15 protein-coding genes are annotated in these 11,696 nt (G+C 62.7%); 7 read left to right on the top strand and 8 right to left on the bottom strand.

Features of this window, described 5'->3' with window-relative positions; genetic code table 11:
* Positions 1-498 precede the first annotated feature (498 nt).
* From MAFF_RS33120 to MAFF_RS33110, 3 genes are all read left to right on the top strand, one after another.
* Positions 499-1,170 carry an RNA polymerase sigma factor gene (locus MAFF_RS33120; RefSeq protein WP_044550106.1) on the top strand — a complete coding sequence of 224 codons (672 nt, stop codon included), beginning with the start codon at positions 499-501 and terminating at the stop codon, positions 1,168-1,170.
* A 106-nt stretch (positions 1,171-1,276) separates the two neighbouring features.
* Positions 1,277-1,801, top strand: a complete 525-nt coding sequence (locus tag MAFF_RS33115) for a DUF4142 domain-containing protein (RefSeq protein ID WP_010915389.1) — start codon at positions 1,277-1,279, stop codon at positions 1,799-1,801.
* Positions 1,798-2,115, top strand: coding sequence for a cupredoxin domain-containing protein (locus MAFF_RS33110; protein WP_010915388.1), 318 nt, complete (start codon positions 1,798-1,800; stop codon positions 2,113-2,115). The genes MAFF_RS33115 and MAFF_RS33110 overlap by 4 nt, the downstream gene beginning before the upstream one ends.
* Positions 2,116-2,337: 222 nt before the next feature.
* Here the strand turns inward: MAFF_RS33110 and MAFF_RS33105 are convergent, their stop codons facing one another.
* Positions 2,338-3,213 carry a crotonase/enoyl-CoA hydratase family protein gene (locus tag MAFF_RS33105; RefSeq protein WP_010915387.1) on the bottom strand — a complete coding sequence of 292 codons (876 nt, stop codon included), beginning with the start codon at positions 3,211-3,213 and terminating at the stop codon, positions 2,338-2,340.
* 79 nt (positions 3,214-3,292) lie between these two features.
* Between MAFF_RS33105 and MAFF_RS33100 the strand changes: the two genes are divergently transcribed.
* Positions 3,293-3,877 (top strand): TetR/AcrR family transcriptional regulator, encoded by a 585-nt coding sequence (locus tag MAFF_RS33100; RefSeq protein WP_010915386.1) that lies wholly within the window; start codon positions 3,293-3,295, stop codon positions 3,875-3,877.
* Between the two features lie 58 nt (positions 3,878-3,935).
* Complete coding sequence (locus MAFF_RS33095; RefSeq protein WP_044551648.1) at positions 3,936-4,652, top strand: hypothetical protein; 717 nt, start codon at positions 3,936-3,938, stop codon at positions 4,650-4,652.
* Here the strand turns inward: MAFF_RS33095 and MAFF_RS33090 are convergent.
* The 6 genes from MAFF_RS33090 to MAFF_RS33065 form a co-directional block, all read right to left on the bottom strand.
* Positions 4,590-5,459 carry a tetratricopeptide repeat protein gene (locus tag MAFF_RS33090; RefSeq protein ID WP_010915384.1) on the bottom strand — a complete coding sequence of 290 codons (870 nt, stop codon included), beginning with the start codon at positions 5,457-5,459 and terminating at the stop codon, positions 4,590-4,592. The genes MAFF_RS33095 and MAFF_RS33090 overlap by 63 nt on opposite strands.
* Before the next feature lie 16 nt (positions 5,460-5,475).
* Positions 5,476-6,702 carry an anion transporter gene (locus tag MAFF_RS33085; protein ID WP_044550103.1) on the bottom strand — a complete coding sequence of 409 codons (1,227 nt, stop codon included), beginning with the start codon at positions 6,700-6,702 and terminating at the stop codon, positions 5,476-5,478.
* Positions 6,703-6,835: 133 nt separating this feature from the next.
* Positions 6,836-7,798, bottom strand: coding sequence for a glycosyltransferase family 4 protein (locus MAFF_RS33080; protein WP_010915382.1), 963 nt, complete (start codon positions 7,796-7,798; stop codon positions 6,836-6,838).
* 212 nt (positions 7,799-8,010) lie between these two features.
* On the bottom strand, positions 8,011-8,799 hold the full coding sequence (locus MAFF_RS33075) for a GGDEF domain-containing protein (RefSeq protein ID WP_044550102.1): 789 nt from the start codon (positions 8,797-8,799) through the stop codon (positions 8,011-8,013).
* Positions 8,800-8,976: 177 nt separating this feature from the next.
* Positions 8,977-9,198, bottom strand: a complete 222-nt coding sequence (locus MAFF_RS33070; protein ID WP_032933282.1) for a hypothetical protein — start codon at positions 9,196-9,198, stop codon at positions 8,977-8,979.
* Positions 9,199-9,371: 173 nt separating this feature from the next.
* Entirely contained in the window at positions 9,372-9,644 is a 273-nt protein-coding gene (locus tag MAFF_RS33065; protein WP_244420682.1) for a hypothetical protein, read from the bottom strand.
* Positions 9,645-9,897: 253 nt separating this feature from the next.
* Between MAFF_RS33065 and MAFF_RS33055 the strand changes: the two genes are divergently transcribed.
* Together MAFF_RS33055 and MAFF_RS33050 are read left to right on the top strand one after the other, a co-directional pair.
* Positions 9,898-10,386, top strand: a complete 489-nt coding sequence (locus tag MAFF_RS33055) for a thermonuclease family protein (protein ID WP_010915378.1) — start codon at positions 9,898-9,900, stop codon at positions 10,384-10,386.
* A gap of 132 nt (positions 10,387-10,518) precedes the next feature.
* A complete protein-coding gene (locus tag MAFF_RS33050; RefSeq protein WP_010915377.1) occupies positions 10,519-11,148 on the top strand; it encodes a class I SAM-dependent methyltransferase in 630 nt (209 codons plus the stop codon).
* On the opposite strand, the gene MAFF_RS33045 is transcribed toward MAFF_RS33050, so the two are convergent.
* Complete coding sequence (locus tag MAFF_RS33045; protein WP_010915376.1) at positions 11,142-11,459, bottom strand: YMGG-like glycine zipper-containing protein; 318 nt, start codon at positions 11,457-11,459, stop codon at positions 11,142-11,144. The two genes, MAFF_RS33050 and MAFF_RS33045, sit on opposite strands and share 7 nt — an antisense overlap.
* Between the last annotated feature and the right edge of the window lie 237 nt (positions 11,460-11,696).

Genomic DNA, 11,696 nt, shown 5'->3' with positions numbered 1-11,696 from the left:
TCGTCAGCGGCAATGATCGGCTGAACTTGCTTCGAGCGGTCAAATTTGTCTCGACTTGCCTCTTACGGCCAGGAGGTTGCATCTCCACATCGCGGTCCGAACCGGACAACAACACTCATCATTAGGGATGGGTGCATTCACAAGGACACTCCGGCTGGTCATCATGAGAACATTTCTTGCGCTATGCATGTTTGCCGCTTCGACCTTCGCTTCGTCTAATGCGAAATCGGCCGACGCGCTTGTCGGCAGATCGGAAGTGCCCGCGGCCCCCGATAGGAGCTAGGCGGGAGCAACCTGGCGTTCTGACGGCAAGGCAGGACAACAACCCATCCCCCTCCAAGCACCCGCAAGGATTTCGGTAATTGCGGGCAAGCCACTGCTGAAAATGTATCATGCCGGCCAAGCCGGACGGACCGGGAACCTTTTGTCGGCACGAACATCCAATTGGCGGATGAAACACTTTGTCTGGGAGATCGGGACGCCATGAGGAAGCCTGCAATGCAAGCGACCAAGGTTTCGCCGGCGGATCCTGCGGATTACGACATGCGGCTGGTCCGCCGGGCGCTCGCACGCGACGCGGGCGCCTTCCGCACGATCATCAAGACACACAACCAGCGGCTCTACCGCCTCGCGCGCGGCATACTGCGCAACGACGCCGAAGCCGAGGACGTCGTCCAGGAGGCCTATGTCCGCGCTTTCGCCAATCTGGCGGCATTTCGCGGCGATGCCTCGCTCGCCACCTGGCTGTCACGCATCGTCATCAACGAAGCGCTCGGCCGCCTGCGCAAGAGGCGCCGCACCGTGGCGATGCCCGAAAGCCCGGAAGCGCAGGTCATCCGCTTTCCCCTCAACCCCAGCGACGACCCGGAGCGGACGATGGCGCAGCGGCAGATTCTCGCACTCGTCGAACGAGCGACCGACAGCCTGCCCGACATCTACCGCATGGTCTTCGTGGCCCGCGTCATCGAAGGCCTGAGCATGGAGGAAACCGCCGATCTGCTCGGCGTACGGCCGGAGACCGTCAAGACGAGGCTGCACCGGGCGCGTGCCTTGCTGCGCAAGGCGCTGGACGACGAGATCGGCCCGGTCCTGCTCGACGCCTTCCCCTTCGCCGGCCGCCGCTGCGGGCGGTTGACCAGGGCCGTGATGGGACGACTGGGCTTGGAATGATCCCGTCGCGATTTTCCGGGAACGTTTCTCCCGGCCGCGCATCCAATCGGCGTCAACTGGAAATGTAGGCCCGGCGCTTCCTCGCGGCCGGGCGAAGGAGGATGCCATGCTCACCCGATATACCGCCGCCCTTGCAGCCGTGCTTTTCGTCAGCGCTGCTCCGTTCGCGCAGGCCGCGGACAAGCCGACCGACCCGCAGATCGCCCATATCGCCTACACAGCCGGTGTCCTCGACATCGAGGCGGCCAAGCAGGCGATCAAGACATCGAAGAACAAGGAGGTCGTCGCCTTCGCGAAGGACATGGAGCGCGACCATGAGGCGGTGAACAAGCAGGCGCTCGACCTGGTCAAGAAGCTCAAGGTGAAGCCCGAGGACAACGCCACCAGCCAGGCGCTGAGCAAGGCGGCGGAAGAAGAACGCGCCAAGCTCGCCAAGCTGAAGGGCGCGGCCTTCGACAAGGCCTATATCGAGAATGAGGTCGCCTATCACAAGCAGGTCAACGGCGCGCTCGAAACGCTGCTCATCCCTTCGGCCAGCAATGCCGAGCTGAAGAGCTTGCTCGAGACCGGCCTCAAGATCTTCCAGGGGCATGAGCAGCACGCCGAACATGTCGCCGGCATGCTGAAATGAAAGCGGGCGCCTTGATCCGTCTGTCATGGCTGGCCGCGCTGGCGCTTATGGCGGCGCCGGCGGCGGCCGCAACCATAGAGGTCACCATCGACAAGCTCGTCTTTTCACCGGCAACCGTCGAGGCGAAGGTCGGCGACACGATCGAGTGGGTGAACAACGACGTGGTCGCCCATACGGCCACCGTGAAGGGCGGCTGGGACGTGATGATCCCGCCGAAGAAATCGGCGAGCCTGACATTGAAGGCGGCGGGAGCCGTCGACTATTTCTGCCGCTTCCACCCCAACATGAGGGGTCATCTCGACGTTTCGCCATAAGGCTTGTGGAACGGGCGTGCCCAGGCGCAGGCCATTCATATCGCCCTCAACCGACTCCAAGGGCAGGCCGATGCCGCAGCTCGGGATGTTGGCAAGCCGCAGCCTTTTCGCGGCAGCAGGTTGAGGCTGCTGCCGATGGTTATCATCTTCGGCATTGTCGACCTGGCCAGGTCAGGGCGAAGTGACGGCCGCCAGGCAGCACGCTGCGCCCGACGTGACGCCTCATCTCGACGCTTTGGCCTGCCCCACAGGCTGATCGAGCCGCAGCGAGGCGCGCCTTGTCTCGTCCGGCCTCGCGATGTGCGTCCAGGAGCCGTCATAGCTGGGCCTGCGCCGCTCGATCCAGGCGCCAAGCCCTTCCCTGAGATCGGCGGTCGGGGCCATGCGGGCGAACTGCTCAGCCTCGACCAACAGCCCTTCGGCGATGCCGAGGTTGATGCCGCGCGCCACCGCGGTGAGAATGCCAGCGAGCGCTGCCGGCGAATGCGTGACGATGCGGCGGGCAAGATCGTGTGCAGCCGGCATCAGCTCGGCATGCGGCACAATCTTGTTGACGAGGCCGAGTTCAGCCGCTCGTTCAGCCGAAAAGGTTGCGCCCGTCAAAAGCAGTTCCAGCGCGCGTTTGCGCCCGGCGAGCCGCGGCAGGCGCTGCGTGCCGCCGAAGGTCGGCGGCATTGCGAGGTTGATCTCCGGCTTGGCGAACAGGGCACGGTCGCTGGCGACGGCCAGCGGCACGGCCTCTGTGATCTCGCAGCCGCCGCCGAAGGCAATTCCGTTGACGGCGGCGATGATGGGCTTGCGGAAGGCTTCGAGCCTTGCCGTCAGCCGTTGGCCGCGCATGACGAAGTCGCGCAGCGCCACATCCGTACCGTGGGCCACGCTAGCCGAGAATTCATGGATATCGCCACCCGCCGAAAACGCCCGCTCCCCTGCTCCGGTGAGGATGACAGCCCGGACGCTGCCATCGACTTCTATGTCGTCGAGAACCGCGAGCAGGCGATCGATCAGGGCGTAGTTCAGCGCGTTGAGCTTTTCCGGGCGGTTGAGGGTGAGGACACTCACCCCGTCACGGGTCTCGTTCAGGACAAGATCGGTCATTGTTCTTCCTTTCCAGATACGACGGAAAGGGATCATGCTTTCGATTGCGTGTATATTCACTAGTCGGTATACATGCCCGATGCCTGAAGCTGTCATCCCGACCCGCAAACGCATCGTCGATGCCGCCACAAAACTGTTCTATGCCGAAGGAATCGGTCGCGTCAGCGTCGACGCCGTCGCCGAAAAGGCGGGCCTCACCAAGCGGACGCTCTACTACCATTTCAAGAGCAAGGACGATTTGATCGCCGCCTATCTCGACGGGCGCGACCAGCCCAATCTGCGGCAGATGGCCGGCTGGTTCGATGCCGCGGAAGGCGGCGCTGACCGCAAGGTCGAGGCGATCTTCAGCAATCTGGCGCGGGTTGCGCGCCATCCGAAATGGAAGGGATGCGGCTTCTTGCGCACGGCCGCGGAACTTGCCTCGATGCCCGGCCATCCGGCGGTGAAGGTGGGATCGCGCCACAAGTCGAATTTCGAGGCATGGCTGGCCGGGGCGTTGTCCGATCACGGCGTCGAGGAACCGCAGGCGGTGGCGCGCGAGATCGTGCTTTTGATCGATGGCTCGTTTTCGATCATGCTGGTCCACCGCAATCCCGATTACATCGAGGCGGCAGGACGAGCAGCGGCGACGCTTGTCCGGGCGAGATCGCAGAACAAGGGCTGACCAACCGTGGCTTGGAACGCGGCCGGCAAGCATGGTATCGCAATGCCAGGAGGCGGTGATGCGTATCATCTTTCGATGTGATCCAATGTTGATCGAGCACTTGCCGCGCCCGATCCCTGCGCGCGGCGCTCTGCCGGAATGGTTGCGCGCCATGCCCGCCACCGCCTATTCGGCGATCCACGGCCGCGACATTCGCACGCTCAAGCAATGCCCACCCGTTGTCGATGCGATGACCTATGGCTTCATGGTCCTGCTGCCGTGCGACGTCGTCGTCGACAAGGGCACCTTTTCGTGGGACTGGCAAATTCCAGAACCGGTTACGCAGAACCACCCCAGAGCGCCGTTGAGCTTCCACACGCCGGGGCAGCTCGCCGGCAGCCCGTTTGCAACGACCGGCCAAGCCGCCCTCAAATTCAACAGCTTCTGGACCATCGAGGTCGAGGACGGCTGGTCGCTGTTCGCGACGCATCCGGTCAATCGCGAGGATCTTCCTTTCAGGCTGGTGACCGGCCTGGTGGATTCCGACCGGTTCAGCGATGGCGGCATCAATTTCCCGGCGGTCTGGACGGAAGCTGGGTTCTCCGGCGTGCTCGCGAAAGGAACCCCGGTCGCACAGTGCTTTGCGGTTCCGCGAGCAGCGCCGCAGCTGGAATACGAGGTGTTCGACGAAGAACGGCAGGCGTCTTATGCGCGCACGGTCGCCGATGTCCTGTCAACGCCCGGTGTCTACCGCAAGCGGTTTCGCGCCCGGCGGGGGCGCTCCACTGGCGAGTGAGCGACGCAGTGCTTCCTCATCAAGCCACAGCCGACCACTCGGTGCCGATGTAAGCGCCATGGCGATGACGCCGAACGTGGATGGGCGCAGACGATAGGCCGTTGAATACGCCAGCATCGCCCCATCGAGATCACCAGTTTCCTGCAAGACAACGCCCAGATTGACGGCAGCCTCCGGGGCATCCGGGCTCATCTCCAGCACGCGTCGATAGGCCTGGGCGGCGGCGCCGAACTTGCGCATGTCCTGACGCACCAACCCAAGATCAAACCAGGCAGAAGGATGCCCGCCGCTGGCGACGGCGCGTTCGAGGAAGCCTTCTGCCTCAACAGAGGCACCGCGTTGCCAGGCAAGGCGTCCGAGGCGCGCCGCGGCCTCCTCGGATTTCGGATCCCGTTGCAAGACAAGTGTCCACCATTCACGCGCGGCCAAAGCATTGCCTGCCTGATCAAAGGTACGTGCCCGCTCGATCGGTATTTCCGCCTGTGATGACAGCTTTGCCGCGCGATCCAGCTGTTGCAACGCTGCTTCGAACCGGCCGTCGGCCCGGGCAATCTTGCATGCGAGAATCAAGGCGGGGACATTATCCGCACGAGCAGCCAGACTCGTCTCGATGTGCGTGCGAGCCCCCGACAAATCCGCCCTGGCGAACAGGACGGCCGCCAGCAGATGGCAAAGCGCCGGATCGTCGGGGTGTTGCTTCAGGCCTAACTCGCACAGCTGCATTGCCAGGCCGTGATTGCCGGAATTGAAAGCGGCCACCGCACGGCGGATCAGATCGCCGCTATCGACTTGATTCGTATTCGTCACCGCTTTGCCACTCCCGCTAGAACCCGAAGGCCAGCCATGCCGTACCGGCGACGAGCGTGATCAGCGTCAGCGGCAGGCCGACCTTGAAGAAGGCACCGAAGGACAAGGGTGTGCCGGCAGTCTTGGACTGTTCGGCGACGATCAGGTTGGCGACAGAGCCGAGCAGCGTGAAATTGCCGGCAAGCGTGGAACTCATCGCCACCACCAGCCAGGCCCGTTCGGGGTTCTCCAGCCCAGGTATGAACGGTCGCAGCGCAAGCACCGCCGGCACATTGCTCATGATGTTGGAGAGCACCGTGGTGAAACCGGACAGGCGCCAGACATCGTTCAGGCCGAGATTCTTGGCCGAGGCGATGATGTCTGGGGTCAGCAGTGTCCTTTCGGCCCCGGCGACCACCACGAACAGACCGGCGAACATGAACAGCAGCGGGCCATCGATCTCACGGTAGATGCGGTCCGGCTTGATGGCGCGGGTGAGCAGGAGGATGGCGCCGCCGATCAATGCAGCCTTGGCAACGGAGACGCCGGCAAAGAAGGCGATGGCCAGCCCGATGCAGACGATCACGGCCTTCAGCACCTGGCCGCGATGCATGCGGCCGCGCGAGACATGCGGCGTCAATTCAGCGGTGCGGCTGAATTCGGCGCGATAGACGATGCGCACGATGACGATGACCGCGACGAGGCCGAACAAGGCGACCGGCGCCAGCGCCGCCGAAAAAGCGGGATAGGAAATGCCCGACAGCGCGCCGATGACCATGTTCTGCGGGTTGCCGGTGATGGTGGCGACGCTGCCGCAGTTCGATGCGGTGGCGGTGGCGATCAGATAGGGGATCGGGTTGCGGTTGATGACGCGGGTGACGTGGACGACGATCGGCGCCATGACCAGGCAGATGGCATCGTTGACCAGGAAGGCCGACAGCACGCCGGTCAGCAGCGTCACCATCACCAGGAGCATGAACGGCGCGTGCGCGTGTTCGATGGCGATGGCGCCCAGACCGCGAAATGCGCCGGAGACCTTCAGATGCGCCACCACGATCATCATGCCGAGCAGAAGCGTGATCGTGTCGAGATTGATGGCGCGGTAGGCGTCCTCCATGCTGATCGCGCCAATGGCGATCATCGCGGCGCCACCAAGCAGCGCGATGCCTGCCCGGTCGAGACGCAGACCAGGGATGCGGCCGATGGCGACGCCGCCATACGTCAGGACCAGGATCAGCAGTGCCGCGGCGCCCATCAATGTCATCGGTAGAAAGTCTCGCTCGATCTTGTGGCGCCGATGCAGTCTGCCCGGTCGTTGTTTTGCATGTCAGCTTTGGCGATGTCGAGGTTGATCACAAAATGGGTAGGGCAAACCGTGGTTCCGCAGGCCGGTATCGCTAACGCCGATAGAAATCCAGCCGCTGTTGCAATGCCTGCGGCGAAAACAATCGCTCGACGGTCTGCCGCGCTTTGTGACCCACGTCAGTGCGCAGCGCCGGATCGGCCTTGAGCTCGGCCAGGATTTGCACCGCCTGCTGCGTCGTCTCGAAGAGAAAACCGTTTTCGCCATGGCTGATATGGTCGGCATAACCGCCATGCGAATGGCAGACCACGGGCAAACCGCAGGCCATCGCCTCGAACACCACGCGGCCGAATGTCTCCACATGCGAGCCGGTGCGATAGTAGAACACGTCGAGCGTCGGCAAAAACTGCTCGGCGGCAAACTGGCCCTGCGGCAGGAGTTCGAGTTGCGGATGCGGCGCGAGCCTGTCCTTGAGCGGCATGCCGCCCTGGATCCGCACCGCAACGCCATCGGCCAGCAATGCCTCGTAGAGCGCCACATCGTCGGCATGATGCTTGTCGGCCGTGTCGCGGCTCAGCCGCCCCACGGTGAACGGTCGATCCGGCCTTGCCGGCCGTGGTGAGAAACGCCCGATATCGATCGGCGACGGATGCACGACACCTTCGACCTGCAGCATGCGCTTCTGGAATTCTGAGATCAGCACCAGTTCGGCGTCGGGCCAGCCCAGCAGGCGTGGCATGCCGGTCGTCAGCGCGATGATCTTCGGGTGAAAGGTGTTGAAGACATAGATCAGCCGGCGTGGCCGCCGGATCAGGTAAGGCCAGATCTTGTTGCGCCAATGCGCGCCTAGGAAGACATAGGTGCCGCCGTCAGGCACCTCGCGTGTGGCCGGTGAGATGCGGCGAATCGGAAATTGCCGCATCAGTTCGCCGGACACGCGCGAAGAGGTTGCCCAAAGACGCACCTGCTGGTCGGCGCCCAGCAGCCGGTACAGGTCCAGGGTTTCGCGCTCGCTGCCGCCAAACGGGTTCTGAAAGCCGTTGAACAAATGGATCATGATCGCCGCGCTTGCCTGGCCCGGGCCGTCCCGCCACTCGTTCGCCGGCACCGAAACAGGTTGTGACTGCGCCGGCGACCCGGAAGACCGAGGAGATCAAGAAAGCAGAAATATCTCTGGCGATGCCAATACATCACCTTAGCCGGAGGAAGCACACCGACAAGAAGGCGTCAAGGAAGCGGCAGCCTTCGCGCGCGCATGCAAGGCTGAGGTCAATGCACCGTCGTGGCACTGGGCTGAGACACCAGGGCGGCTTCCTCTGGGTCGAAACTGACCTGATCGCGTCCATTCGACTTGGCGGCATAGAGCCGTCTGTCGGCGGCGGAGAATATCGCCTCGTAAGTTGTCGGCCCGCTGAAACTGGTGCCTCCGATGCTGACGGAAAGCGGACAGGCGCGGCCGCCGGGCGAAAAATCCATTTCGCGAATCCGCCGGCGGATGCCTTCGGCGACCAGCCAGGATTGCGAGGGGTCGACACCAGGGAGAAACACGCCAAACTCCTCGCCGCCAATGCGGCCGACAATATCGCTGCCGCGCAGCTGTCCCTTGATCGCCTGCGCGATCAGCTTGAGCGCCTGGTCGCCACAGTCATGACCAAGGCGGTCGTTGATCGACTTGAAATGGTCGGCGTCGATAATCAGCAGCGCGCCGGAACGGGTCTGCGCCTGCTTGTGGGTCTGCTCGAGATAGGCCTCGACCAGCATGGAGAAGGCGCCGCGGTTCAGCACCGCCGTCAGACTATCGGTCGCGGCGATGACGCTGAGGTCGCGTTGGGCTGTGGCCAGCTGGCGGATCTTCCACATCAGGAAAAACAGAAACGACCCGCCCAGCACCAGGGGAAGCATGAGGTCCGTCATTTGCGCGCGCCAGACGGCCTCGGGCGAGAGATAGGGGAAATTGAAGGAATCGACGAAAAACGCCACGGCAATGAAGAATGCCGTGCCGGCGGCGGTGACAGCGATCGCCCTGCCCCAGCTGGTCGGCGACAGGTCAAGCTTCATCCATTCCACTCCGTTAGCCGCCCCTACTATGACGTGCCAACGCAAACAAAATGATAAGACTTTCCCTTCAATTCGAGATCAGGGAGCCGGAGCATGCTCGCCCGATGGACAGCCGTGCTCCGGCGGCGAACGCAAGCCCGCTGACTAAATTTCGCGCGATGCTGGGAATTCAGAACGTCAACGATTCGGTGCCGGGCCACTTGCTTCGACAAGGAAGGATGCCGCGATCAGGTCGTCGGCATTCAGTTGTAGGGACCCGTCGCCCGCCCCCATGATGGCGGCGACCTTGTGGAAGGTCTTCATCTCATGATCGGAAATTTCGGCATCCTGCATTCTGGCTCTGAGTTGAGCGATACGCCGTCCCAAAGCAAGGGACGTTCCAATTTCACGTTTCGACATGGCCTCGTTTTCTCCTCCCCAGCCCGAGCTTGTTTTGCCCCGCCCGTTCGCCGGCCCGCACATTGCCTTTTTATGAGGCCCCGCGAATACAAGGCCCGAACGCCTGATGTGGGCTAAGGTTCCAACCCCGGCGGATCACGAAGTAATTCCGGGTCGCCCTACGCAGTTTTGCCCTATTGCCCGACCGACAACACCATCGTCACAGTGGAGTTGCGCGCCTCAACCCGCTCCAGACACCGACCCGGAATGTTCGGCCACGTCGCGGCAGCGCATTCCTTGTCGGTGACGGCAACGGGTTCGCTGGGCTGCACATCGGCGGCTTGGGTCGCCGTGGATGCGAAAAGAACCGTCTGCGTTATCAGAGCCGAGAAAACGGCAACCTGGAACAGCACGGCGGCGAGGGCGATCTTCTTGAGCATGCGATGCAACGCGCCGGCAAGCGTCAAGTTCCCGCCGGTCATGTCTTACGGCGAGCCTGCACCGTGCCGGCGCGGCAGAAAGCAAACCGACACGCCTTCAACAGGAAGGAAATAACCTCGTAAAATCATCGATTTATTGGCGATCCCGACAGGATTCGAACCTGTGACCATCGGCTTAGAAGGCCCAAAGCCAACCGCGCAGTTCTGCGGTTTCTGGCCTCTCCGGCTGTAAACCGGACCCGTCGAAACATTAAGAAATCCCGGCCTACTGTAAACGGTCATGATCACTCGCGCCGCCCTCCTCCTCGCCACTGCAGCTTTGATTTCGTCATCAGCGGCCGCCACTCCCCTGGTAGGCATTCCATCCGTCATCGACGGCGACACAATCGAAATTCACGGGCAGCGAATTCGCCTCAACGGCATCGACGCACCTGAAAGTGCGCAGCTCTGCCTTGACGCCGCTGGCAAGAAATATCGTTGCGGGCAAAGGGCGTCTCTCACCCTGGCCGACTTCCTCGAGGCGCATCGCCCGATATCGTGCATCGAGGTCGACCGTGACCAGTTCAGGCGCATGGTGGCCGTCTGCACAGCAGGCGGAATCGATATCGGCGAATGGATGGTCCGGAAGGGTTATGCGGTCGACTGGCCGAAATACAGCGCTGGCTTCTATGCCAAGGCTGAGACTGACGCCAGAACAGCCAAGCGCGGCCTATGGGCTGGATCGTTCGACCGGCCATGGGAATGGCGCAAACAGATGACGGTTCAATAAGCTGTTCGCGCCGATTGTGCGTGCGGTCGATCACCCCCTGGCGCGCGTAGAGAGATAGGCTGTCCTGTCATCTTTTGCCCATTTGCCTAGGCTAGGCTGTTTTCACGGCGGGCTTTGGAGGAGGTCGATCTGATGACGACAAGCCTTGCCGGCACCCTGAAAAACCGCGGCAAACAGATGGCCAAACGCCTGCTTGGCTATGATTCCCGAAACTGGCTGCGTATCCGCCAGATCGAGGCGTTCACCGTCTTTCTGGAAGCCGGCAACCGCAAGGCCTCTGACGTCATCGAGATCTCGCCGGGCTGGAACCGCTATTGGCGGGCGATGTGCCCCAACTATCGCTCGGTCGATTTCCCGGCCTTTGACATCTGCAAGGACCGCACCGAGGAACAATATTCGATCGTCATCGCCGACCAGGTGCTGGAACACGTGCGGCGGCCGCTAGCCGCGGCCCAGAACATCCATGCCATGACCCGGCCTGGCGGCTGGGCGATGGTGGCGACACCCTTCCTGTTCCGGGTCCATGCCCGGCCGCACGATTACAACAGGTGGACGCCCGCCGGCCTCAAGCAGCTGATGGTCGAGGGCGGCTTCCCCGAAGCCAACGTGAAGGTCCATGGCTGGGGCAACAAGGCGTGCGCCCGGGCTCACATCGGTGGCCCGGTACGCGCCTACGGCTTGTGGCGAGACCTCAGCAACGACGAGGAATACCCGCTAATGGTCTGGGCCTTCGCAAAGAAGGAGCCAGCGGCCTCTCAATAATTGCCGTTGTAGTAGCGGTCGTCGCAGGGCGCGGTGTAGATGCGGCCGTAGCGGTCCTGGTATCGGCACATTTCTTCGCCGCGGCGCTGCGGAGTAGTGGCGGAACCGACGACGGCGCCAAGCAGCGCGCCGCTGGCCGCGCCGATGACCGTGCTCTTGGTGTTGCCACCGATCGCCTGGCCGACGAGTGCGCCACCGGCGCCGCCGATGAGCGCGCCGGTGGTAGCCCGCTGCTGGCCTTCGGTCTGCGACTGGCAGCCGGCAAGTGCGGCGGTCAGCGCCAATGCGGCTATGGCTTTGTGAAAGGTCATGTGAAGTCTCCCTTAAACGTCTGAAATCCCTATCGATCGTCCCGTGAGGCCGCATTGCGGCGGAACGGGGGCGCACACTCTCACGAAGTGAGTCAGGGTTTCCCATGAGTTGAAAGCCATGGTTTCCAAAGCGCAAAGGAAACGGGCATACCCGCTGATCTCAACGGCCGATATAGTTGCGCACGGATATATATATATATCTGGATGCGGCCGACGGCTCGCATTCGAAGCAAACTC

The organism is Mesorhizobium japonicum MAFF 303099 (assembly GCF_000009625.1).
Lineage (GTDB): Bacteria > Pseudomonadota > Alphaproteobacteria > Rhizobiales > Rhizobiaceae > Mesorhizobium > Mesorhizobium japonicum.
The sequence above is the reverse complement of the archived record's forward strand: the minus strand, read 5'-3'. Positions and strand labels throughout refer to the sequence as shown.

Bases quoted from the DNA above. Each gene is read 5' to 3' on its own strand.
- MAFF_RS33120 (WP_044550106.1), top strand. From the start codon at position 499: ATGCAAGCGACCAAGGTTTCGCCGGCGGATCCTGCGGATTACGACATG.
- MAFF_RS33115 (WP_010915389.1), top strand. From the start codon at position 1,277: ATGCTCACCCGATATACCGCCGCCCTTGCAGCCGTGCTTTTCGTCAGC.
- MAFF_RS33110 (WP_010915388.1), top strand. From the start codon at position 1,798: ATGAAAGCGGGCGCCTTGATCCGTCTGTCATGGCTGGCCGCGCTGGCG.
- MAFF_RS33105 (WP_010915387.1), bottom strand. From the start codon at position 3,213: ATGACCGATCTTGTCCTGAACGAGACCCGTGACGGGGTGAGTGTCCTC.
- MAFF_RS33100 (WP_010915386.1), top strand. From the start codon at position 3,293: ATGCCTGAAGCTGTCATCCCGACCCGCAAACGCATCGTCGATGCCGCC.
- MAFF_RS33095 (WP_044551648.1), top strand. From the start codon at position 3,936: ATGCGTATCATCTTTCGATGTGATCCAATGTTGATCGAGCACTTGCCG.
- MAFF_RS33085 (WP_044550103.1), bottom strand. From the start codon at position 6,702: ATGACATTGATGGGCGCCGCGGCACTGCTGATCCTGGTCCTGACGTAT.
- MAFF_RS33080 (WP_010915382.1), bottom strand. From the start codon at position 7,798: ATGATCCATTTGTTCAACGGCTTTCAGAACCCGTTTGGCGGCAGCGAG.
- MAFF_RS33075 (WP_044550102.1), bottom strand. From the start codon at position 8,799: ATGAAGCTTGACCTGTCGCCGACCAGCTGGGGCAGGGCGATCGCTGTC.
- MAFF_RS33070 (WP_032933282.1), bottom strand. From the start codon at position 9,198: ATGTCGAAACGTGAAATTGGAACGTCCCTTGCTTTGGGACGGCGTATC.
- MAFF_RS33055 (WP_010915378.1), top strand. From the start codon at position 9,898: ATGATCACTCGCGCCGCCCTCCTCCTCGCCACTGCAGCTTTGATTTCG.
- MAFF_RS33050 (WP_010915377.1), top strand. From the start codon at position 10,519: ATGACGACAAGCCTTGCCGGCACCCTGAAAAACCGCGGCAAACAGATG.
- MAFF_RS33045 (WP_010915376.1), bottom strand. From the start codon at position 11,459: ATGACCTTTCACAAAGCCATAGCCGCATTGGCGCTGACCGCCGCACTT.